This window comes from Pseudomonas delhiensis, from assembly GCF_900187975.1.
GTDB classification, from domain to species: domain Bacteria; phylum Pseudomonadota; class Gammaproteobacteria; order Pseudomonadales; family Pseudomonadaceae; genus Pseudomonas; species Pseudomonas delhiensis.
The window spans coordinates 92067-114546 of sequence record NZ_FZPC01000011.1; the positions used below are offsets into that span (position 1 = coordinate 92067).

At 66.8% G+C, this 22480-nt stretch carries 20 protein-coding genes, 3 tRNA genes and 1 pseudogene; 14 read left to right on the forward strand and 10 right to left on the reverse strand.

Translation table 11 applies throughout. The features are described from left to right. Positions 1 to 15: 15 nt before the first annotated feature. Positions 16 to 1389 (reverse strand): OmpA family protein, encoded by a 1374-nt coding sequence (locus CHC02_RS11795; RefSeq protein ID WP_139210207.1) that lies wholly within the window; start codon positions 1387 to 1389, stop codon positions 16 to 18. 320 nt (positions 1390 to 1709) lie between these two features. Between CHC02_RS11795 and allE the strand changes: the two genes are divergently transcribed. From allE to CHC02_RS11835, 8 genes are all read left to right on the forward strand, one after another. Then, positions 1710 to 2486: a (S)-ureidoglycine aminohydrolase gene (gene allE / locus CHC02_RS11800; protein WP_089391661.1), complete on the forward strand. Its 777-nt coding sequence runs from the start codon at positions 1710 to 1712 to the stop codon at positions 2484 to 2486. Positions 2487 to 2572: 86 nt separating this feature from the next. Next, positions 2573 to 3601 (forward strand): aspartate/ornithine carbamoyltransferase family protein, encoded by a 1029-nt coding sequence (locus tag CHC02_RS11805; RefSeq protein WP_089391662.1) that lies wholly within the window; start codon positions 2573 to 2575, stop codon positions 3599 to 3601. A 53-nt stretch (positions 3602 to 3654) separates the two neighbouring features. Continuing rightward, complete coding sequence (locus tag CHC02_RS11810) at positions 3655 to 5043, forward strand: YfcC family protein (RefSeq protein WP_244160952.1); 1389 nt, start codon at positions 3655 to 3657, stop codon at positions 5041 to 5043. A 12-nt stretch (positions 5044 to 5055) separates the two neighbouring features. Next, positions 5056 to 6414: an allantoinase AllB gene (gene allB / locus CHC02_RS11815; RefSeq protein ID WP_089391664.1), complete on the forward strand. Its 1359-nt coding sequence runs from the start codon at positions 5056 to 5058 to the stop codon at positions 6412 to 6414. Between the two features lie 18 nt (positions 6415 to 6432). Beyond that, positions 6433 to 7368, forward strand: coding sequence for a carbamate kinase (gene arcC / locus CHC02_RS11820; RefSeq protein WP_089391665.1), 936 nt, complete (start codon positions 6433 to 6435; stop codon positions 7366 to 7368). Positions 7369 to 7483: 115 nt separating this feature from the next. Beyond that, the gene (locus CHC02_RS11825; RefSeq protein ID WP_167364822.1) at positions 7484 to 8479 is read left to right on the forward strand and encodes an AraC family transcriptional regulator; all 996 of its coding nucleotides are present in this window, start codon (positions 7484 to 7486) and stop codon (positions 8477 to 8479) included. Between the two features lie 136 nt (positions 8480 to 8615). Continuing rightward, positions 8616 to 10112 carry an NCS1 family nucleobase:cation symporter-1 gene (locus CHC02_RS11830; protein WP_244160953.1) on the forward strand — a complete coding sequence of 499 codons (1497 nt, stop codon included), beginning with the start codon at positions 8616 to 8618 and terminating at the stop codon, positions 10110 to 10112. Positions 10113 to 10411: 299 nt separating this feature from the next. Next, positions 10412 to 11014 carry a hypothetical protein gene (locus CHC02_RS11835; protein ID WP_139210208.1) on the forward strand — a complete coding sequence of 201 codons (603 nt, stop codon included), beginning with the start codon at positions 10412 to 10414 and terminating at the stop codon, positions 11012 to 11014. A 43-nt stretch (positions 11015 to 11057) separates the two neighbouring features. On the opposite strand, the gene CHC02_RS11840 is transcribed toward CHC02_RS11835, so the two are convergent. The 3 genes from CHC02_RS11840 to CHC02_RS11850 form a co-directional block, all read right to left on the reverse strand. Next, positions 11058 to 11133 (reverse strand) — tRNA-Gly (locus CHC02_RS11840). A gap of 85 nt (positions 11134 to 11218) precedes the next feature. Continuing rightward, positions 11219 to 11294, reverse strand: a tRNA-Gly gene (locus tag CHC02_RS11845). 2 nt (positions 11295 to 11296) lie between these two features. Beyond that, positions 11297 to 11372, reverse strand: a tRNA-Glu gene (locus CHC02_RS11850). A gap of 217 nt (positions 11373 to 11589) precedes the next feature. On the opposite strand from CHC02_RS11850, the gene CHC02_RS11855 reads away from it, so the two are divergent. Next, positions 11590 to 12357: a hypothetical protein gene (locus CHC02_RS11855; RefSeq protein WP_089391668.1), complete on the forward strand. Its 768-nt coding sequence runs from the start codon at positions 11590 to 11592 to the stop codon at positions 12355 to 12357. 10 nt (positions 12358 to 12367) lie between these two features. Further along, complete coding sequence (locus tag CHC02_RS11860) at positions 12368 to 13045, forward strand: glutathione S-transferase family protein (protein ID WP_089391669.1); 678 nt, start codon at positions 12368 to 12370, stop codon at positions 13043 to 13045. A 392-nt stretch (positions 13046 to 13437) separates the two neighbouring features. Here CHC02_RS11860 and CHC02_RS11865 read toward each other — a convergent pair whose 3' ends face one another. Together CHC02_RS11865 and CHC02_RS11870 are read right to left on the reverse strand one after the other, a co-directional pair. After that, positions 13438 to 13920, reverse strand: a complete 483-nt coding sequence (locus CHC02_RS11865) for a GAF domain-containing protein (RefSeq protein WP_089391670.1) — start codon at positions 13918 to 13920, stop codon at positions 13438 to 13440. Beyond that, on the reverse strand, positions 13917 to 14810 hold the full coding sequence (locus tag CHC02_RS11870) for an ATP-binding protein (protein ID WP_089391747.1): 894 nt from the start codon (positions 14808 to 14810) through the stop codon (positions 13917 to 13919). The genes CHC02_RS11865 and CHC02_RS11870 overlap by 4 nt, the downstream gene beginning before the upstream one ends. Positions 14811 to 14905: 95 nt before the next feature. Between CHC02_RS11870 and CHC02_RS11875 the strand changes: the two are divergent. Continuing rightward, a pseudogene (locus CHC02_RS11875) lies at positions 14906 to 17276 on the forward strand (hybrid sensor histidine kinase/response regulator). 13 nt (positions 17277 to 17289) lie between these two features. On the opposite strand, the gene CHC02_RS11880 reads toward CHC02_RS11875, so the two are convergent. The 3 genes from CHC02_RS11880 to msrB form a co-directional block, all read right to left on the reverse strand. After that, the gene (locus CHC02_RS11880) at positions 17290 to 17757 is read right to left on the reverse strand and encodes a MarR family winged helix-turn-helix transcriptional regulator (protein ID WP_089391672.1); all 468 of its coding nucleotides are present in this window, start codon (positions 17755 to 17757) and stop codon (positions 17290 to 17292) included. Then, positions 17754 to 18239, reverse strand: a complete 486-nt coding sequence (locus tag CHC02_RS11885; RefSeq protein WP_089391673.1) for a glutathione peroxidase — start codon at positions 18237 to 18239, stop codon at positions 17754 to 17756. Before CHC02_RS11885 ends, CHC02_RS11880 begins: the two co-directional genes overlap by 4 nt. A 112-nt stretch (positions 18240 to 18351) precedes the next feature. Continuing rightward, positions 18352 to 18753: a peptide-methionine (R)-S-oxide reductase MsrB gene (msrB, locus tag CHC02_RS11890; RefSeq protein WP_089391674.1), complete on the reverse strand. Its 402-nt coding sequence runs from the start codon at positions 18751 to 18753 to the stop codon at positions 18352 to 18354. Between the two features lie 301 nt (positions 18754 to 19054). On the opposite strand from msrB, the gene CHC02_RS11895 reads away from it, so the two are divergent. From CHC02_RS11895 to htpX, 3 genes are all read left to right on the forward strand, one after another. Next, positions 19055 to 20266 (forward strand): pyridoxal phosphate-dependent aminotransferase, encoded by a 1212-nt coding sequence (locus tag CHC02_RS11895; RefSeq protein ID WP_089391675.1) that lies wholly within the window; start codon positions 19055 to 19057, stop codon positions 20264 to 20266. Between the two features lie 2 nt (positions 20267 to 20268). After that, positions 20269 to 20715, forward strand: a complete 447-nt coding sequence (locus tag CHC02_RS11900; RefSeq protein WP_089391676.1) for a hypothetical protein — start codon at positions 20269 to 20271, stop codon at positions 20713 to 20715. A 144-nt stretch (positions 20716 to 20859) separates the two neighbouring features. Next, entirely contained in the window at positions 20860 to 21747 is an 888-nt protein-coding gene (gene htpX, locus CHC02_RS11905) for a protease HtpX (protein WP_089391677.1), read from the forward strand. Positions 21748 to 21795: 48 nt separating this feature from the next. On the opposite strand, the gene CHC02_RS11910 is transcribed toward htpX, so the two are convergent. Beyond that, positions 21796 to 22449: a thiopurine S-methyltransferase gene (locus CHC02_RS11910; protein ID WP_089391678.1), complete on the reverse strand. Its 654-nt coding sequence runs from the start codon at positions 22447 to 22449 to the stop codon at positions 21796 to 21798. Between the last annotated feature and the right edge of the window lie 31 nt (positions 22450 to 22480).

The window sequence follows — 22480 nt, forward strand, 5'->3', positions numbered from 1 at the left end:
ACGGCGCGCAGCGGCTCACTCCAGCACGCTGAACTGGATGCGCTGGTTGCGCGCCCTGCCCGCCTCGGTGGCGTTGCTGAACAGCGGCTGGCTGCGCCCGTAGCCCTTGGCCTGCAGGCGGTCGGGCGTCACGCCCAGTTCCACCAGGCGCGCCACCACGGCCTCGGCGCGGGCGTGGGAGGCCTGCTGGCTGCTTTGCGAATCGCCGCTGTCGTCGGTGTACCCGCCGACCTCAACGCGGGTGCCCGGCGGCGCCTGGCGGATGGCTTCGGCGGCCTCGGCCAGCACCTCGTCGCTGTCGCGGCTGATGGTGATCGACTGGTTGTCGAAGCGGATGCCCAGCTGGTTCAGGGCATCCGCCAGCTGCTGGGCGCCGGAACCCGGCGGCAGGCCGCTGAGGGCGGCCAGGGTGCGGTTCCACAGCCCCAGGAACTCGAAGCCGCCGAAGGTCTCGCGCAGCTTCTGCGACAGCTCGATGCGCTCCGCCTGGGTCAGCAGGGTGGAGTCCATGCGGATTCGCTCGCCGTTGAAGCCCAGCTTCAGCCCTTCCACCTTCAGTTCCGGCAGCAGCTCCAGCAGGCCATCGAGCCAGGCCGCCGGCGCGGTTTCCCGCTTGACGCGGATGTCGCCCCTCAGGTGCTCCGCGCCGAAGACCTCCTTCAGGCGCCCCAGCAGCGAGGCGCGTTCGTCGATGCTGGCGAGCTGGCCGTTGATGCGGACCTTGCCCTCGCGCAGTTCGAACATGAACCGCGGAGCCTCCGCGACCACGCTGGCCTCGGGCTGCGGCGCCACCTCCACGGCGGCGGCCACCCGTTCCTGGGCCACAGGCGTGGACGAGCACTGGCGCAGCGACAGGCCCAGGGTGAGCAACGCCAGCACCAGCACCCCGCCGAGCCACGGCGTCAATGGCAGCCGCCGCCCATCGTGCCGCGGCTGCGCCGGCTCGGGGGCCGGCGCCTGCTGCAACACCGGCAGAAGCTCCGCGGTGTCGGCCATCAGCACCGTCAGGCCGGCGGCCCTGGCGTCGGCCTGCCCGCCCGCGGCGTCGATGCCGGCCAGCAGCCCCGGCAGGCAGCCGGCGGCCGCCTCGGCCAGTTGGCCGTCGGGCAGCCCCAGGTGGCGGGCGAAGCGGCCCAGGGTCCCGGCCTCGAACACCTGCTCCAGTTGGGCGTGGTCGAGCAGCCGGGAGCGGTCGCCCTCGAGCCAGCCCTGCAGCCAGGCTCCCAGTCCCTGCCGCTGCAGGTGCTGGACGAAGCCGTCCCAGCCGCCACGCTGCTCGTCGAGCACCCGGTGGGCCAGCAGGCCCAGGAGCTTGCCGGCGTTGTCCGGCGCCATGCCGAAGCGGCGGCAGAGGTCCTCTAGAAGCTGCCCTATGAAATCGTTTTGCATGATCGAAGTAGTCCACAGATGAACGGCCAGAATCCGCGCCCGCCGTGGGCCGAGGCGGGCTATCGCTCCGCCCCGGCGGAGAAAGGCAGGCCATGGCGCACGCCCTTCCGGCGGGAGATACGCCATCTCAGCAAAGGCCCCTGGCAGGGCCTATAGGGACAATCCGAATGCAATCGCCGCCTCTCCCTGAAAGAGGCGCGCTTTTGGCATCAAAAGACAGGTCGTTGTCATGCCCGGCTATCCCTGCCGATCGGCCCGCGCCGTACCTTTTCCCCAACGCACCAATCGGACCGCGTACCACCGGAAAAGGAGAATGCGTCATGCGAGGGTATCCCCAGGGACTGTTGAAGAACCGTTCCGTCGTCAAGCATGGCAACTATGCCGTCATCTCGCCGGACGGCCGTGTCATCAACACCATCCCCGGCATCGTCGACTGCTGCATGACGCTGCTGGCCACCCCCAAGGTAGGTGCGAGCTTCGTGCAGTTGATCGGCACGCTGGGGCCGCAGGCCCGCACCACCCAGCCCTACGCCGGGCTGCCCCACGAGGAAGCCTTCATCTATGTGCTCGACGGCGAGGTGCAGCTGAAGGTTCGCGTGGGCGACGACAGCACCACCCTGCGCCAGGGCGGGTACGCCTATGCACCACCGGGAACGGGCATCGGTTTCGAGAATGCCAACGGCCAGCCCGGTCGCATTCTGCTCTACAAGCAGCGCTTCATCCCCCACCCGGCCGGCTCGTGCCCGTATGCGGTGTTCGCCAATGCCAACGACATCGCCTGGACCGACTACGAGGGCATGGCGAACGTCCACATCAAGGACCTGCTGCCCGTCGAGCAGTGCTTCGACATGAACATGCACATCCTGAGCTTCGACCCGGGCGCCAGCCACAACATCATCGAGACCCACGTCCAGGAGCACGGCGCCTACGTCTACGAAGGCCAGGGCTGCTACCTGCTGGACGAGGACTGGTACCTGATCCAGCGGGACGACTTCATCTGGTTCGGCCCGTACTGCAGGCAGGCGGCCTACGGCGTCGGGCGTGAGCCATTCACCTACATCTACTCCAAGGATTGCCACCGCGACGTCGAGGTTTGAGCAATCCCGCGCCGGACGCTCCCCGTCCCGCCAACGAGACCGCCCGGCTTTCCTACGAATCAGCAACGACACAGCAGGAGCATCTCATGGCACTCGAACAGAACTTCAAGACACTGGATGTTCGCGACCACCTCGCCGCCACGCAAATGCGGGGCAGGAACATAACCTTCCTGGATGACTTCAGCCGCGATCAGCTAGACGCGCTCTTCCAGGCGGCGCGGCAGTTGGAGCCCTTCATGCGCACCGGGCTGGACCTGCTGCGAGGCAAGGTGCTCTACACCCTGTTCTTCCAGCCATCGACCCGCACGCGCTGCAGCCACGAGGATGCGATGTTGCGCCTGGGCGGCAGCGTCATCACCGAGTCGGATCCGCTGCACAACTCGTCGGCCGCCAAGAACGAGAGCCTGTACGACAGCCTGCGGGTGACTTCGGAATATGCCGACGTGATCGTCATGCGCCACCCGGACGACCGCGAAGCCCTGGGGGCGCTGGCCGAGCTGGAGGGCCACGTGTCGCCGGTGATCTCCGGTGGCTATGGGCATGTGACCCACCCCACGCAGGGCCTGCTCGACTGCTACACCTGCTGGCGCGCCTTCGGCGACCTGAGCCGGGTGACGGTGGCCATCGCCACGCCCGACCTGTCGCGGGCCCGCTCCGGCCAGTCGTTCGCCCTGGCGCTGGCGGCGATGGGCGCCAAGATCATCTACACCGGCACCAGCGAGCTACGCACCCCCGCGGTCGTGCGCGACAAGCTGGTGCGCATGGGCGCGCAATTCGAGGAACACTTCGACCTGAGCGAAAGCCAGAACAAGGAGTTGTACATCGAGAGGAGCGTGGACCTGATCTACCTGCCCGGCTGCTCGGTCAAGAAGGACGATCCGAACCGCGAAGACTTCGTCAAGACCATGGCGAACTACTACCTCGGCATGGAGACGCTGCAGGAGATCCGCCAGAAGACCGGCAAGGTGGTCGGCGTGCATCATTCGCTGCCTCGCAACCCCGGTGAGTTCGACTTCGGCATCGATAACACCGAGCACCAGTTGTACTTCCGTGCCATCGGCTTCTCCGTCGCCATCCGCATGGCGCTGCTGTGCGCAGTCGTGGGAGTGAACTGATGATGACGCCCCATGCCCCGCCCCCCATAGACGGGGGACGCCCGAAGTTCCGCATGCCGGACATCTACATCGTACTGGCACTGTTCATTCTGGCCGTGGCTGCGCTCACCTACGTGATCCCCGCCGGGCAGTACGAACGGCAGACCGTGGAAACCTCGCGGGGCCAGCAGACGCTGGTGATCGCCGGCACCTACCAGCGGATCGAGCAACAACCGGTGGGCGCCATGGACCTCGTCTCGGCGATTCCCAACGGCCTCAAGCGTGGTGCCGGGGTCGTGTTCCTGACCTTCATGATGGGCGGGTGCATGGGCCTGATCAAACGAGCAGGCCTGATCGACATGGGCGTGCTGCAACTGAACAGAGCCGTCGGCGACAAAGGCTTCATGGTGATTCCGATCCTGATCGGCATTTTCGCCAGCCTGGCGGCCTTCATCGGTACGCCGGAGCTGTCGCTGGCCTACCTGCCGGTGCTGCTGCCGCTGTTCTACCGACTCGGCTACGACGGTATGACCGCAACAGCCGTGGCCTTGCTCGGCCCCTGCCTGGGCTTCACCTTCGGCCTGACCATTCCCAGCTCCATCGGCGTCGGCCAGCAGATCGCGCAGTTGCCGATGTTTTCCGGCTCCGCCTTCCGTGCCGCGGTACTGCTGTTCGTCCTGCTGGTCGGCATAACCTATGTGATGCGCTATGCCGCAAGGGTCAAACGTGACCCCACGCGCAGCCTGACCTTCGAGTCCGACCGGGAAATGCGCACGAAGATCGCCGAGGAGGAAGGCGACCAGCGAGAGCTGACCTTCAGCGCCCGCCAGAAGCTGGCCGGGATCGCCTGCCTGGCGATGTTTCCGATCGCCATCGCCCTGATCCTGACGCGGAACCTCGGCTTCGAAGCCATCGGTGGCCTGTTCCTGTGCATAGGCGTGGTCGCCGCGGCGGTGGCGGGCAAGCGGCCGCAGCAGATCTGCGACGACCTCAATGCCGGCATGCGCGACATGATGGTGGCGGCCCTGCTGTGCGGCGTGGCCAGCGCCATCGCCGTCGTCATGGACCAGGGCGTCATCACCGACACCTTGGTGTACTGGCTGGAGAACATGATGCGCACGGTGCCGCCGGAGCTGAGTGCGATCGCCATCTTCTGGGAGCAGTCGCTCTTCAACTTCCTGATCCCCAGCGCGACGGCGCTGACCGTGCTGACCATGCCGATCATTTCCCCGCTGGCCTCGCTGCTGGATATCTCGCAGCAGGCGGTGGTTTCGGCCAACGCCTGGGGCGGCCAGCTCACGGACATCTTCTTCCCCACATCCGGGTTCTTCGTGGCGACGCTGAGCATCGCCCGCGTCGAGTACGGCAAATGGCTGCGGTTCTATACGCCGCTGATGCTGATGCTGGGCGCGATCGCCAGCGCCGCGCTGTATCTGATGCAAAGCCTATCGCTGGGCCTGTAGGGAGATCCGAGCATGTTCGACACCCTGATAAAGAACGGACTGGTGGTACTCCGGGACGAAGTGAAGCTACTCGACCTGGGCCTGCGCGACGGGCGGATCGCCGCCATGGGCCGCGAGCTGGGCGACTCGGCCCGGACAATCGATGCCCAGGGCTGCTACGTGCTGCCGGGCATGGTCGATGTGCATATGCACATTTCCGAACCCGGGCGCACCGAATGGGAAGGCTACCGCACCGGTACCCGGGCCATGGCGGCGGGAGGCACGACGTCCTTCGTGGAAATGCCGCTCAACACCCTTCCCGCCACCACGGACCTGGCCGCCCTGGAAACCAAGCTGGCCGCGGCACGCGGTCAATGCTACGTCGATTACGTGCCGATGGCCGGGCTGGTGCCCTGGAACCTGGCCGACCTCGAAGCGTTGTCCGAGGCCGGCGTCGCGGCCTACAAGTGCTTCGTCGCCACCTGCGGCTCGGGCGAGCCGGGCGATTTCAGGAACATCGACGATTACCAGCTCTACCTCGGCATGCAGACACTGGCGCGCACCGGGGACCTGCTGGTGATCCATTGCGAGAACGCCGCCATTACCGACGGGCTCGGCCAGCAGGCCAGGGCGCAGGGCAAGACACGGGTATCGGACTATGTCGCGACGCGGCCGGTGTTCACCGAGGTGGAAGCCGTGCAGCGGGTACTGCTGCTGGCCAGGGAAACCGGTTGTCGTGTGCACATCGCCCATTGCAGCTGCCCGGAAGCCATCGAGGCCGTGCTGCAGGCACAGGCGCAGGGAATCGATGCATCCTTCGAGTCCTGCCCGCACTACTTCCTGCTGGCTACCGAGGACCTGGACGCGATAGGCCCTCGCGCGAAATGCTCGCCGCCCATTCGTGACCGTGCGAACCAGGCGCGCCTGTGGCAACTGCTGGCGCAGGGGCGAATCGCCATCCTGGGCTCGGACCATTCGCCTTGCACGCCGCAGCTCAAGGCGTCACCCAACGCCTTCGATGCCTGGGGAGGCATCAGCGGGTGCCAGAACAGCGTGGATGCGATGTTCGATGCGGCCGTTCTGAAGCGCAGGATCAGCCCGACGATCCTGATGAACGCACTGGCGACCGAACCGGCACGGCGCTTTCGCCTGCCCGCGAAGGGAGAGATCGCCCTGGGCAAGGATGCCGACATCGCCATTCTCGACCCTTGCCAGAGTTACACCGTCACGGCTGCGCAGTTGCTCTACAAGAACCGGATGAGCGCCTATGAAGGCATGCGGATCGGGTGCCGCATCACCCACACGCTGGTGCGCGGCCATCTGGTGTACCAGGCCGACAAGGGCATCCTGGGGGAGCCCATCGGCGCACCCATGCATGTCTGCAAGCACTGAACACAGGGGGGACAATACATGCGAATCGTGATCGCTCTGGGCGGGAACGCCCTGCTCAAGCGCGGCGAGCCGATGACCTCGGAGAACCAGCGGCAGAACGTCCGCGCCGCCTGCCGGCAGATCGCCAGGGCCTATGAGGGCAACCAGTTGATCGTCACCCACGGCAACGGCCCGCAGGTTGGTCTGATGGCGCTGCAAAGCAACGCCTACAAGGATGTCCCCATGTATCCGCTGGACGTGCTGGGGGCGGAGTCGGTGGGCATGATCGGCTACATGATCCAGCAGGAACTGGCCAACTTCGTGCCCAGGAGCGCCTCGCTGGCCACCATACTCACGCAAACCGAGGTGGCGCCCGACGACCCGGCCTTCCAGCGCCCCACCAAGCCGGTCGGCCCGGTGTACGAGCGGGAAGAGGCCGAATGGATCGCCACGGAGAAGGGCTGGACGATGGCCCGCGACAACGGCCACTACCGTCGTGTGGTTCCCAGCCCGCAACCTGTAAGAATATTCGGCCTGACCCCACTGAAACTGCTCATTGAGCATGGATGCATCGTGATCTGCGCCGGCGGCGGAGGCATTCCGGCCTACTATGACGCCCAAGGCATGCTGTGCGGAGCCGAAGCGGTGATCGACAAGGACCTGGCAACGGCACTGTTGGCGCGGTCGGTGCAGGCCGAGCTGCTCGTCATCGCCACCGATGTCGAGGGTGTCTATGTCGATTGGGACAAGCCCTCGCGACGGCGGATCACCGTTGCCGATCCCGACGCGATCATGCAGCTCGAATTCGCCGCGGGCTCGATGGCCCCCAAGGTGCAGGCAGCGGTGAACTTCGCCCGCGCCACGGGATGCCCGGCGGTCATCGGCGCGCTGCAGGACATAGAACGGATTATCGCCGGGCAGGCCGGCACGCGTATTTCGACGCAGGCCTCGGGTATAACCTACGTAGCGGCCTGAGGCGCCCGGGATGCCCTTTCCCAGATACAGGGGCATGTGACAAATGCCAGAAGCAGTAGTCATCGGCGAGAAGAGGCCAGGCGACGGGGTTCGTCTTGGCGCCAGGACATCGGTGTTGTCCAGCCTGATTCGATCAGTCTGCCAGACACTCAGGGGGTACGGCCTGGACCCGATTGAGCTGATGGAAGCAGCCGGGCTGGAGACCCGGCTGCTGAACGTACCCGAGGCACGTTATGACGGGGAAGCGGTCAAGCGGTTCTGGCGCCTGGCCATCCGCGCCACCGGAGACGCACTGCTTGGCCTGCGGGTGGGCAAGGAGCTTCAGGCCCCCGCGCTCCACTCCCTGGGGCTGGCCCTGATGGCCAGCGGCTCGCTTGCACAGTTGCTGGAGCTGTTCGCGAACTACAGCAGGCTCGTCTGCACCTCGCTGCACATCGAGCTGTACCACGAGCGCAAGCGCACCCGGGTGATACTGCACACCGATGAGGACGACATACGCCAGCGCCCCCTCAGCCTGGCGATTCTGGCCTTCATCAACCGGCAGGCCTGCTCCCTCGCCCAACATCCGGTGATACCGCTGCGGGTCACTTCCGTCATGGCGGCCGGACCACAAGTCCGGGCCCTGGATGCGTACTTCGGAACGGACGTATGCCTGGGCGCGGAGTGCGACTCCATCGCCTTCCACTACGAGAACGTGATCGAGCCCTACGCCGGCGGCAACCCCCAGCTGGTCCAGGTCAATGAAGAACTGATCAACGGCTATCTATCGCATCTCCGCGAGCATGACGTGTTCAATCGCGTGCGTGCCCACATTCAACGCATGCTCGCCACGGGCGAACCACCCCTGGGCCAGGTGGCGCGGGTCATGAACCTGTCTCCCAGAACGTTGCAGCGTCGGCTCGACGATGCCGGTTGCTGCTACAAGCAACTGGTGGACAACGGCCGAAAGGAAATGGCCTACGACCTGTTGGCACACAGCGAGACCAGCGTTACCGAGATCAGCTTCCTGCTGGGCTTTTCCGACCCCAGCAATTTCAACCGCGCCTGCCACCGCTGGTTCGACTGCAGCCCCCAGCAGTTCCGTCAGCGGATGCTGTGCGTAACCGTCTAGCGCTCGCCGCGATCATTGGCATCCAAAGCCAAGCGCTTGTCAGCAAACGACAGGTGGAAATGACGGCAACCGCCATAGACTGGGCAGCACAGGCATTCGGGGCATCGGTTCGCCCCAGCATGGAGGTAGTGCCGCGATGACCCAGCCCGATCCGCAGCGCCGCGCACGATTGCCCGCCCCCCTTGCATCCCGGCCGCCGACCGGCTCGGACACTCCCCTGGCCAACGAGGACCTGTTGCCGACAAGGCAGACCTGGAACTGGTACAACATTTTCGCCTTCTGGATGTCCGACGTGCACAGCGTGGGCGGCTACGTTTTCGCCGGCACCCTGTTCACGCTGGGCCTGCAGTCCTGGCAGATCTTCCTGGTGCTGGTGGGCGGAATATGCATCGTCATGCTGCTCGCCAACCTGATAGCCGAACCCAGCCAGAAGAGCGGCGTACCCTTCCCGGTGATCGCGCGGCTCGCCTTCGGCGTCTACGGGGCCAATATCCCGGCGCTGATTCGCGGCATCATCGCCATCGTCTGGTACGGCATCCAGACCTACCTGGCGTCGGTGGCGCTGAGCATCATCCTGCTGCGAGTCTTCCCCGCGATGGCGGTGCTGACCGAGCAGAGCTTCCTGAATCTGTCCTACCTGGGATGGATCGGCTTCCTGGCCATGTGGTCGCTGCAGACCGCACTGTTCCTCATGAAAATGGATGCCATCAAGGTATTCATGGACTGGGCAGGGCCCGCCGTCTACCTGGTGATGTTCATGCTGATGGGCTGGATCGTCTACCAGGCGGGCTGGAGCGAGATCAGCCTGTCCCTGTCCGAAAAGGTCCTGACACCGCTGGAGACACTGGGGCAGGCACTGGTGGCCACCTCGCTCATCGTGGCCTATTTCGCCGGACCGACGCTGAACTTCGGAGACTTCTCGCGGTACTGCCGGTCGATGAAGGATGTACGGCGCGGTAACTTCTGGGGGCTGCCGGTCAACTTCACAGTGTTCTCGCTGATCTCGGTCGTGATCATCTCGGGCACCCCGGCAGTCTTCGGCCGCATGATCGAGGACCCGATGGAAACCATCGGCATGATCGACGACACCACCATGGTGGTGTTGCTGGCGTTCACCTTCGTCACGGCGACAGTGGGAGTGAACATCGTGGCCAATTTCGTCTCTGCCGCCTTCGACATCTCCAACGTGGCGCCGAACCGAATCAGTTGGCGCGGCGCGGGCCTGATGGCCGCTGTCGCCTCGGCGCTGCTGATGCCCTGGAACCTGTACGACTCGCCGGCGATCATCCACTACACCATCGACATGCTGGCGGCCTTCATCGGCCCGCTGTACGGGATACTGATAGTCGACTACAGGCTGGTCCAGCATCGGAAGATCGATGTCGCCGACCTGTTCTGCAACGCTCCCGAGGGGCGCTACTGGTACCGAGGAGGCATCAACCCCATTGCGCTCAAGGCGCTGGTGCCGGCAGCATCGATCGGCATTCTCTGCGTGGCCCTCCCCGCCCTGAACATGCTGGCGAACTTCTCGTTCTTCGTCGGCATGTTCAGCAGCGGCCTGCTGTACTACTGGCTCGCCCATGGCCAGGCCGCTGCCGGCGCGACGACGAGCGGGACTCCCGTGGATAAATGACCGGACAACGGAAACGCAAAAGACTGCCCCAGGGCTGCCTCTTTTGCGGGGGCTTGCGGCCGCCCGGCCCTGCCCTGCCGCCCGGGCGAGGATGCGCGCCGGGCAGGCCTGGCTATCACGGCAAATCCACCCGGCGGACCAGATAAGGGCAATCCGAATTCACCCGCCGGCGCCCGCATTGCCAGGGGCGCGAGGAAACGTCTCACCGCTGGCCGCGCCCGCGCCTTATTCCACCGGCCGGGCAGGCCTTGCCAAGCTGGCGGAACACTTCGCCCAGGCGCTCTCGCAGGACACCCCAGATGCCCCACCTCCCTCCGATGACCACCGGCCATGGCGGCCTGCGGCTGCGCTCGGGCAGCGTCCTCGTCCTGCTGCTGGTGCTGCTGGCGGGCCTGGCGCCCAGCAGCCAGGGCCAGGGCGGCCAGCGCACGGCGAAGGGCGAGGTGGAAAGCTTCGTGCGCCGGCTGTATGGCGAGGAAGGCCCGGGGGCGTTCTCCGCCGATAGCGGCGAGGCGCGGGCCCGGCGCTGGCTGAGCCCCGCACTGGCGCAGGCGCTCAGGGCCTACCGCTCGGCCCGCCACGCGGGGCCGGGGCTGCTGGAGAAGGACCCGTTGTGCCTCTGCCGGCGCTCGCGGGCACTGGAGCTGGAGCAACTGAACGTCAGCCTGGCCGGCGACGGCCGGGCCACGGCCAAGGTGACACTGGTGCACGACCATTGGCGGCGCGGCGTGCTGCTGCACCTGGTCAGGCGCGGGAAGGCCTGGCGCCTGGACGACCTCGCGCAGCCGGCCCTGCCGAGCCTGCGCCGGGCGCTGGAGCGCGCAACGCGGGGCGCGCCGGCCAGCGGGGAGCCGCCTGCCGATGGCGGAAGGGGAAACGGAAACGAAAAAAGGCTGCCCTGAGGCAGCCTTCTTTGCGTGGATCACCGCGAGGGGCGATCCGGATTGGAGCGGGAAACGAGACTCGAACTCGCGACCCCGACCTTGGCAAGGTCGTGCTCTACCAACTGAGCTATTCCCGCATCAACTTGTTGCAACCTCCAGCTTCTGGCCGGAGGGTAACGCCATTTCGCTTTCCGTTCACCGCCGGGGCGATGACCGAGAATCTGGAGCGGGAAACGAGACTCGAACTCGCGACCCCGACCTTGGCAAGGTCGTGCTCTACCAACTGAGCTATTCCCGCAATGGCGTCCCCTAGGGGACTCGAACCCCTGTTACCGCCGTGAAAGGGCGGTGTCCTAGGCCACTAGACGAAGGGGACGCGGCCCGGAACTTACAACATTCTTTCCGGCTTCTTCGCTTTGCCTTTCGGCTTTCGCGTCGAAGTGGCGCGCATTCTATGGAGCCTTTGGAGGGGCGTCAACCCTTCCGGAAAAAATTTTTTAAATCAAAGACTTCTGGTCAAATTTCGATCCGCCGCTATGACCGGTGTCAGCGAGCCATTACACTCGGGAAAAATCCTTCAGGGAGTTTCCAAGGTGTCGCCACTCGTCATCACCGCCCTGGTCGTCGCCGGCATCGTCATTCTGATCGCCATCGTCTTCATCAACCAGCAGCTGGAAAACCGCAAGCTGGAGAAGGCCCGGGAGAAAGCCGACCTGCAGGATCGCTTCCGCCGCTGCGGCGCCATCGCCGAGAGCCTGCCCGGCCAGTTCATCTCCGCGGACCTCAAGCTGCTGCTCAGCCGTTTCGAACTCAGCCTGGGCGAACGCCTGCTCAAGCTGGAAAAGACGCCCCAGGTGGCCGAGCGCGTCGCCGAGCTCAACCGCCTGGTGGGCCAGGGCAGCGCCATCGAGGTGCGCAACGCCCCGCAGCTGATCCTCACCGAGGCCAAGGCCAAGGAAGTGCGCTTCCTCTTCGAGGGCCTGCACGCCCAAGTCAACCGCTTCGCCCAGGACGGCCTGCTGCCGCGCAACGACGCCCAGCGCTGGCTGAAGGAAATCCGCCACCTGCTCACCCAGCTGCATATAGAGTTCTTCACCAACGTCGGCCAGCAGGCGCTGCAGCAGAACCAGCCCCGCCAGGCCCGCCTGGCCTTCGAGCGCGGCGTGCAGTACCTGCAGAAGCAGGCCGACCTGGGCCGCTACCAGGCCCAGTTGAAGCAGCTGGAGCAGCAGCTCGAGCGCGCCAACGCGCTGGTCCTGGAAAGCAGCCGGCCCTCCCCCGAGGAAAACACCGAGCTGACCGAAGGCCTGAAGGCGCTGGACGAAGACGACATCTGGAAGAAGAAGAATCTCTACGACTGAGGAGACCCGCATGAGCCTGACCCTCTACGGCGCCGCCCTATCCCCCTTCGTCCGCAAGGTCCGCCTGTGCCTGGCGGAGAAGGGCCTGGACTACCAGCTGGAGAACGTCGACCCGTTCAACCCGCCGGACTGGTACGCCGACCTCAACCCGCTGCGACGCATCCCCGCTCTGCGCGACGGCGACGTCACCCTGGCCGACTCCAGCGTCATCTGCCACTACCTGGAAGACCGCGATCCCCAGGCCACGCCCCTGTGCGGCGGCAGCGCCCTGGCCCGCGCGCGGATCAGCTGGCTGGAGAAATACGCCGACTACGAAGTGGCGCCCCTGGCCACCTTCACCGTGTTCCGCAACCGCGTGCTCAAACCGCTGATGGGCAAGCCGTGCGATGAGTCGGCGGTGGAAGGTGCGCTGCAGGAACGGCTGCCGCAGCACTTCGACTACCTGGAAGGCTGCCTGGGCGATGCCGGCTACTTCGTCGACGACCGCTTCAGCCTGGCGGACATCGCCGTGGCCTGCCAACTGGTGAACATGCGCCACGGCGGCGAAAGCCTGGATGCCGGGCGCTGGCCGCGCCTGGCCGCGCACTTCGAGCGCATGCTGCAGCGCCCTGCCCTGCAGGCGGTCCTCGAAGGCGAGGGGCGCATCATCGACAAGATCCGCGCCCGCATCGCCCAGGCGCCGGCCTGAATAGAAAGACGCCATGCAATTCCCTTGTAGGAGCGCGCCCTGCGCGCGAAATCGCGGGCAGGGCCCGCTCCTACAGGTGCGAGGGCAACGCCGTGCCTCACGAAGCGCATAGGAGCACGGAATCGAGCGAGCAGGCCTGCGGCCCCCTCACCCTAACCCTCTCCCAGAGGGAGAGGGAACCGTTCGGAGTACATGGGTGTTTCGGCGTTAGCCGGCTAGCACAGGGATCGCCAGTTGAAACCAGGCCTCTTCTCGGCACGGACTAGCTCCCTCTCCCCCCCCCGGGGAGAGGGCTGGGGTGAGGGGAAAGCCCGAGCGCCGATGCCATTCCCCTGTAGGAGCGCGCCCTGCGCGCGATTTCGCGGGCTGGGCCCTCTCCTACAATCCGCGGTTCAGCAATCGGTCAGGCGCAGGAAGATCCCGGCCAGGTGCTCGATGCCGGCCTGGTCCTCGGCGCTGAAGCGGCCGATGCTCGGGCTGTCCAGGTCGAGCACGCCGATCAGCCGGCCGTCCTTGACCAGCGGCACCACCAGTTCGCTGTTGGAGGCGCTGTCGCAGGCGATGTGGCCCGGGAAGGCGTGCACGTCCTCGACCCGCTGCGTCTGGCGGGTGCGCGCCGCGGCGCCGCACACGCCCTTGGCGAAGGGGATGCGCACGCAGGCCACCTTGCCCTGGAACGGGCCCAGCACCAGCTCCTCGTCCCTGTTCAGGTAGAAGCCGGCCCAGTTCAGGTCGCCCAGTTCATGGAACAGCAGGGCGGCGAACTGCGAGGCGTTGGCGATGAAGTCGCGCTCGTCGGCGAACAGCGCCTCGGCCTGCGCCGCCAGCAGCGCGTAGCCACCCAGCCCGGCGCCGGTCTGTTGCAGGTCGATCATGGTTCTTCTCCTTCGAGCAGTTGGCGGCCCACCCAGTAGCGGGCGAATTGATAGGCGCAGCGGCCGTTGCGGTTGCCGCGCCCGAGGGCCCAGCGGATGGCTTCCTTCTCCAGCGGCTCGTCCCAGGTGAAGGCCAGCCCGGACCTGCCGGCCAGCACCTCCACCCAATGCCGTACCACCTCCAGGAAGTGCTCCTGGCTGAAGGGATAGAACGACAGCCACAGGCCGAAACGGTCGGACAGGGCGATCTTGTCCTCCACCGCCTCGCTGGGGTGCAGTTCGCCGTCGACCATCTTCCAGTTCTCGTTGTCGCTCTGCTTTTCCGAGACCAGGTGGCGGCGGTTGGAGGTGGCGTACAGCAGGACGTTCTCCGGGGCCTGTTCCAGCGAGCCGTCGAGCACGCTCTTGAGCACCCGGTAGTCGCCCTCGCCGGCATCGAACGACAGGTCGTCGCAGAACAGCACGAAGCGCTGCGGCAGGCCCTGCAGTTGCTCCACCACCCGCGGCAGGTCGGCCAGGTGGTCGCGCTCGATCTCGATCAGGCGCAGCCCGTCGTGGGCCAGCGCGGCCAGCAGCGCGCGCACCAGCGACGACTTGCCGGTGCCGCGGGCGCCCCACAGCAGGGCGTGGTTGGCCGGCTTGCCGGCGACGAACTGGCGGGTGTTGCGGGCCAGCTGCTCGCGCTGCTTGTCCACGCCCAGCAGGTCGTCCAGGCGCAGGTCGAGGTTCACCTGCAGCGCCTGCAGGTAACCGCTGCGGCCATCGCGGTGCCAGCGGGCGGCCAGGCAGCGCTGCCAGTCGATGGGCTCGCGCAGCGCCGGGAGCAACGGCTCCAGCCGGGCCAGCACGTTTTCCGCGCGGGCCAGGAAATCATTCAGACGGGAATCCACGGCTTTCTCCCAGGAATCTTCAGCGTACCGACGCTGGTATTCGGTCATGTCACAGAGATGGCATCGCCTCTGCCGACAGCCTATCGGCTTGGGCTATGCTAGGCGCCAGAAAAGCACTCTCGAGGCGAAGTCCCGCACCTCATGGATATTGCGCTTACCCATCGCCTCTCGTTCAAGCAGGCCAGCCTGACGGTGCTGGTCGCCTTCATCCTCGGCACCCTGCTCAGCCTCATCCAGGTGGGCGTCGATTATGCCAGCCAGGATGCCTCCATCAACCGCGAAGTACGCGCCCTGCTGGACGTCAGCCACAACCCGGCGGCGCGCATCGCCTACAACATAGACGCCGAACTGGCCCAGGAACTGGTGGTGGGCCTGCTGCGTTCGCCGGCGGTGATCCGCGCGGAGATCATCGACAGCGCCGACGTCGCCCTGGCCAGCGCCGGCCGGCCGCCGGCGGAGAGCCGCCTGCGCCCGCTCAGCGACTTCCTCTTCGGGCACATGCGCGTCTACGAGGAGCCGCTTTACATAGAACACCAGCCCCGGGAGTCCCTCGGCGTGCTGCGCCTGGAGATCGACACCTTCGTCTTCGGCAACGACTTCCTGCGCCGCGCCGGCATGACGCTGATCTCCGGCTTCGTCCGCAGCCTGCTGCTGTCGCTGATCCTCCTGGTGCTGTTCTACGGCCTGCTGACCAAGCCGCTGGTGAGCCTGATCGAGGTCCTCGCCCGCCACGACCCGCGCTCGCCCACGCGCCTGCGCCTGCCCTGCCCCCACGGCCACGAGCGCGACGAGATCGGCGTGCTGGTGGAGGTGACCAACCGCCAGCTCAGCCATATCGCCGTGGAGATGGAACAGCGCCGCGAGGCCGAGGACCGCCTGACCCGCTACCTGGCCGAGCTGGAGAACATAGTGGCGGCGCGCACCGCCGAGCTGAAGGCGGCCAACGCCCGGCTGACGCAGTCCAACCAGCAACTGGAAAGCGCTCGCCTCAACGCCCTGGACATGGCCCAGGCCCGCGCTACCTTCCTGGCCAACATGAGCCACGAGATCCGCACCCCGCTCAACGGCCTGCTGGGCATGCTCGGCCTGGCCCTGGACGGCCCGCTGAGCCCGGAGCAACGCCAGCAGTTGTCCATCGCCCACGACTCGGGCAAGGTGCTGGTGGACCTGCTCAACGACGTGCTCGACCTGTCCAAGTTCGAGTCCGGCCAGCTGGAGCTGGAGAGGATTCCCTTCGACCTCGCCACCCTGGTGGAAGACACCGCCAGCCTGCTGTCGCAGAACGCCGCCCCGGCGGTGGAGCTGACCTGCCTGGTCAGCCCCGAGCTGCCGGCGCAGCTGGAGGGCGACCCGACGCGGGTGCGGCAGATCGTCAGCAACCTGCTGTCCAATGCCCTCAAGTTCACCCGCCTGGGCCGCGTCGACCTGCGCGTCGAACCCTGGGAGGACGGTGTGCGCATCAGCGTCCGCGACACCGGCATCGGCATCGCCCCCGACGCCCTGCAACGCATCTTCCAGCCCTTCACCCAGGCCGACGCCGGCATCACCCGCCAGTTCGGCGGCACCGGCCTGGGCCTGGCGCTGACGCGCAAGCTCTGCGAGGCCATGCAGGGCGAGCTGAGCGTCAGCTCGCAACCGGGCCTGGGCAGCGAGTTCGCCGCGACCCTGCCGCTGCCCGCCCTGGGCCCCGCGCAGGCGATGGAGCCCCTGAGCGGCAAGGTGGTGGCGCAGTGCCCGGCCAACAGCGGCCTGGCCGAACTGCTGCAGGCCTGGCTGCCGCGCTGGGGCCTGGACTACCGGCGCCTGGACATCGACGCCAGCCTGCTGGGCGTGGAGCTGGACGTGCTGCTGTCCGACTGCCCGGACTGCCTGGTCGGCCTGCGCCGGCACCTCAAGGACCGCCCGGTGCTGCTGGTCACCGCCTACGGCAGCTTCGTCGAGGCCGAGCTGGCGCAGCAGCTGGCGCCCCTGCGCCAGTTGGCCCGCCCGCTCAGCCGCGCCACCCTGCACCAGGCCCTGGAGCAGGCCCTGCGGCGCCAGGCCCTGCAGGCCCAGCGGCAGGCGCCGGGCAAGGCCCCGGAGCAGTTCGCCGCGCGCGTGCTGCTGGTGGAGGACAACCCGGTCAACCAGTTGGTGGCCAGGGGCCTGCTGCAGAAGCTCGGCTGCCGGGTGCGGGTCGCCGCCGACGGCGAGGAGGCCCTGGCCGCCCTGGCCCAGGAAGACTTCGAGCTGGTACTGATGGACTGCAACATGCCGGTGATGGATGGCTACGAGGCGACCCGCCTGATCCGCCAGGAGCCGCGCTGGAAGGACCTGCCGGTGATCGCCCTGACCGCCAACGCGCTGCCCGACGAGCGCGAGCGCTGCCGCCTGGCCGGCATGGACGACTACCTGGCCAAGCCCTTCCACCGCGACGAGATGGCGGCGATGCTGGAGCGCTGGGCCCAGCCCCGGCTGAATGCCTGAGGCCGGCAGCGCCTCAGGACTCCAGCGCCAGCAGTTGCCCGAGCAGGTCGTCCAGGCGAACGCGCAGCTCGCCCATGGCGTCGAGGTCCAGGCCGCTGGCGCACAGCAGCGCCTCGCGCAGCGGCGCCACCTTCTCGCGCAGGGCGATGCCCTCCCCGCTCAGACCCAGGTGCACCTCGCGCTCGTCCTGCCGCGCCCGGCGGCGCTGCACCAGGCCGAGCTGCTCCAGGCGCTTGAGCAGCGGCGTGAGGGTGCCGGAGTCGAGCAGCAGGCGCTCGCCCAGGGCCTTCACGGTCGGCTGCGCGGGCGGGCGGTCCTGCCATTCCCACAGCACCAGCATCACCAGGTACTGCGGGTAGGTCAGGCCGAGGGCGTCGAGCATCGGCCGGTAGCCGCGGATGATCGCCCGCGAGGCGGCGTACAGGCGGAAGCACAGCTGGTTGTCCAGCAGCAGCGCCTGGTCCGGTTCGCGACGGCTCATCGCAGCAGCGCTTCGATCTCGGCGGCGAGTTCCTCCGGCTTGGTCAGCGGGGCGAAGCGCTTGACCCGGCTGCCGTCGCCGCTGACCAGGAACTTGGTGAAGTTCCACTTGATGCCCTGGCTGCCCAGCACGCCCGGCGCGCGCTTCTTCAACTGCACGTAGAGCGGGTGGGCGTCGGCGCCGTTGACGTCGATCTTCCTGAACAGCGGGAAGCTGACGCCGAAGTTCAGCTCGCAGAACTGCGAGATCTCGCCTTCGTCGCCCGGTTCCTGCTTGCCGAACTGGTTGCAGGGGAAGCCCAGCACCACCAGGCCCTTGTCGCGGTACTTCTCCCACAGCGCCTCCAGGCCCTTGTACTGCGGGGTGAAACCGCACTTGCTGGCGGTGTTCACCACCAGCAGCGCCTTGCCGCCGAAATCGGCCAGGGTCTTCTGCTCGCCCTTGATGGTCGTGCAGGGGATGTCCAGCAGTGCGTCGCTCATGGAAATGGCTCCGGGAAAGTGGGGGTGCGAGCAAGATAGCGCCCAATTAAATTGCACACAATTTAATTCTGCAGAAAAAAGGCCCGCCGTCGACCAGCGGGCCTCGCGCCGGTCAGGCGCCGTCGCGCGGCACCAGCTTCAGCGACGCCGAGTTGATGCAGTAGCGCAGCCCGGTCGGCCGCGGCCCGTCGGGGAAGACGTGGCCCAGGTGGGCTTCGCAGGCGGCGCAGCGCACCTCGATGCGGTGCATGCCGTGGCTGAAGTCCTCCAACTCGGCGATGGCCTGCTTCGACACCGGCTGGAAGTAGCTCGGCCAGCCGCTGCCGGAATCGTACTTGGCGTCCGAGTCGAACAGCGCCGCGCCGCAGCACACGCAGTGGTAGACGCCGGGGGTCTTGGTCGCGTAGTACTCGCCGGTGAAGGCGCGCTCGGTGCCGCCCAGGCGGCAGATGTGGAACTGCTGTTCGTCGAGCTCCTCGCGCCAGCTTTCCAGGGGCTTCTCGATCTTTTCCATCGCTGTACCTCGCAAGCTTGAAAAAAGCCCGTCCGCGCCCTTTCGCGGAAAACGGGCCGCACGTATGATGCGTGACGTCATCGCCGGATGCAGAATCTGCCGCTCAAGGGATCATCGACGATAAAAAAGCCTTTTTATGGGCTTTTTTTCGTTCGTTTCTCCGTCAACCAGGCGTTTTTTCAGTTTAACCGTCAGGACGCGCGAGATTCCGCACCTCGTATTGACGCCAGTCTGTCACCCGCGTTACAGCCTGCCAAGCCGGGCCCGGCCGCGGGAACCTTCATTTCGGGAACGCCACATCATGCAGGTCAGCAAATCGAACAAGCTCGCCAACGTCTGCTACGACATCCGCGGGCCGGTGCTCAAGCACGCCAAACGCCTGGAAGAGGAAGGCCATCGCATCCTCAAGCTGAACATCGGCAACCCGGCGCCGTTCGGTTTCGAGGCCCCCGACGAAATCCTCCAGGACGTCATCCGCAACCTGCCCACCGCCCAGGGCTACAGCGATTCCAAGGGCCTGTTCAGCGCGCGCAAGGCAGTGATGCAGTACTACCAGCAGAAACAGGTGGAAGGCGTCGGCATCGAGGACATCTACCTGGGCAACGGCGTCTCCGAGCTGATCGTCATGGCCCTGCAGGCGCTGCTCAACAACGGCGACGAGGTGCTGATCCCGGCGCCCGACTACCCGCTGTGGACCGCCTCGGTGTCGCTGGCCGGCGGCAAGCCGGTGCACTACCTGTGCGACGAGCAGGCCGGCTGGTTCCCCGACATCGCCGACATGCGGGCCAAGATCACCAGCAACACCAAGGCCCTGGTGCTGATCAACCCGAACAACCCCACCGGCGCGGTCTATTCCAGGGAAGTGCTGCTGGACATAGTCGAACTGGCGCGCCAGCACAACCTGGTGATCTTCTCCGACGAGATCTACGACAAGATCCTCTACGACGACGCCGTGCACATCTCCACTGCCTCCCTGGCGCCGGACGTGCTCTGCCTGACCTTCAACGGCCTGTCCAAGGCCTACCGGGTGGCCGGCTTCCGCTCCGGCTGGATCGCCATCTCCGGGCCCAAGCACAAGGCCCAGAGCTACATCGAGGGCCTGGACATCCTGGCCAACATGCGCCTGTGCGCCAACGTGCCCAGCCAGCACGCCATCCAGACCGCCCTGGGCGGCTACCAGAGCATCAACGACCTGGTGCTGCCCGGCGGCCGCCTGCTGGAACAGCGCAACCGCGCCTGGGAGCTGCTCAACGACATCCCCGGGGTCAGCTGCGTCAAGCCCATGGGGGCGCTCTACGCCTTCCCGCGCATCGACCCCAAGGTCTGCCCGATCCACAACGACGAGAAGTTCGTCCTCGACCTGCTGCTGTCCGAGAAGCTGCTGATCGTCCAGGGCACCGCCTTCAACTGGCCGTGGCCGGACCATTTCCGCGTGGTCACCCTGCCCCGCGTCGACGACCTGGAACAGGCCATCGGGCGCATCGGCAGCTTCCTCGGGAGCTACCGCCAGTAACCATGGACCTGCAGATCGACGACTTCTACAAGGACGCCGCCGCCGGGATGCTCCTGCTCTACCAGGCCTTCCCGCGCAAGGTCGCCCTGTACGTGGAAGACCTCATCGGCCGCGAGGAGCACGACGAGTTCGGCCTGCCCAGCAAGCGCCACCAGGCCTGCCTGGGCGCGCTGCTGTGGCTGGCCGAGGAAGGCTACCTGCGCTACGACGGCTGCATCCGCCACGAGGCCCTGGACCAGGCCGTGCTCAGCGAAAAGGGCTTCCTGCGCCTGAGCCGCGCCCTGCCCCGCGGCAGCGCCGACGATCCGCAGCTGCCCGCCAGCGTGCGCCGCCAGCAGGCCACCCTCGCGCAGCAATTGCGTGACGCGCTGGCCGACGGGCATGGCGAGCGCATCTCGCGCCTGGCCCGGCTACTATTCGAATGCGGTGGCGTGGAAAAAGAGACATAGTTTGAAATAGTCCCCACGTTGAATCGCCTAGGGGCCGACCGCATATACCCCGCATAATCCAGCCCGGCCCCGGAGCGCGCACGCCCGGGGCATCGGCGTGCCCCTGCGCGCCGTGCGCCCAAGTCGCGAGGAGAAGTCTTACCCATGATGCGCATCCTGCTGTTCCTGGCCACCAACCTGGCGGTCGTGCTCGTCGCCAGCATCACCCTGAGCCTGCTCGGCTTCAACGGGGTCATGGCCGCCAACGGCATCGACCTCAACCTGCAAGCGCTGCTGGTCTACTGTGCCGTCTTCGGCTTCGCCGGCTCGATCATCTCGCTGTTCCTGTCCAAGTGGATGGCCAAGACCACCACCGGCACGGAAATCATCAGCCAGCCGCGCACCCGCCACGAGCAGTGGCTGCTGCAGACCGTCGAGCAGCTCTCTCGCGAAGCCGGCATCAAGATGCCCGAGGTGGGGATCTTCCCGGCCTACGAGGCCAACGCCTTCGCCACCGGCTGGAACCGCAACGACGCCCTGGTGGCCGTCAGCCAGGGCCTGCTCGAGCGCTTCTCGCCGGATGAAGTGCGCGCGGTGCTCGCCCACGAGATCGGCCACGTGGCCAACGGCGACATGGTCACCCTGGCCCTGGTGCAGGGCGTGGTGAACACCTTCGTCATGTTCTTCGCGCGCATCTTCGGCAACTTCGTCGACAAGGCGGTGTTCAAGACCGAGGAAGGCCGCGGCCCGGCCTACTACATCGCGACCATAGTCGCGGAGCTGGTGCTGGGTATCCTCGCCAGCATCATCGTCATGTGGTTCTCGCGCCGCCGCGAGTTCCGCGCCGACGCCGCCGGCGCCCACCTGGCCGGCAGCAACGCGATGATCGCCGCGCTGCAGCGCCTGCGCGCCGAACAGGGCGTGCCGGTGCACATGCCCGACAGCCTGACCGCCTTCGGCATCAACGGCGGGCTCAAGCATGGCCTCGCCGGCCTGTTCATGAGCCACCCGCCGCTGGAAGAACGCATCGAGGCGCTGCGCAACGCGCGCTGACCGCGTCGATAAAGCAGAAGGGCGGCCCCAGGGCCGCCCTTCTGCTTTTCAGTCCCGGTGCAACCGGAACACCACTTCTTCCAGGCGTTTCACTCCGCGGTCGAGGAACTTCCAGTTCTCGCCCAGCACGTCCAGGCGCTCCAGTTCCACGACCTGCCACTGCGCGAAGCGCTCCCCCACTTCATCCGCCAGCACCGCGAACGGCGGCCCGGACATCTGCTCCTGGGGGTATTCCAGGGTGACCAGCAGGCCCTCCAGCGGCCGCGGCAGGATGGCGGCCAGGTGCCGCGCGTAGTCCTCGCGCATGTCCGGCGGCAGGGCGATGAGCGCGGCCCGGTCGTAGAGCGCCTGGCAATCGGCCAGGTGTTCGGCCGCCAGGTCGAAGAAATCGCCCTGGAGAATCTCGACGTTGCCATGCCGATAACTGCGCAGCGCACCCCGCTGCTCCACCTCGGGCTGCCAGCCCTGCTCGGCGAAGAAGTCCGTCACCGCGCGCTCGGCCAGCTCCACCCCCAGCACCCGGTAGCCCTGCTCCGCCAGCCAGACCAGGTCGCGCGACTTGCCGCACAGCGGCACCAGCACCCGCGCGCCCCGTGGCAGGGCCAGCGTCGGCCAGTGGCGAACGAGGTAGGGGTTGACCTCGGCGAGGTGGAAACCGATTTCGTTGCGCGACCAGCGCGCCTGCCAGAAGTCTTCGTGCATGGGCTCCATTCCTGCTGCGGTGCAGGCCGGA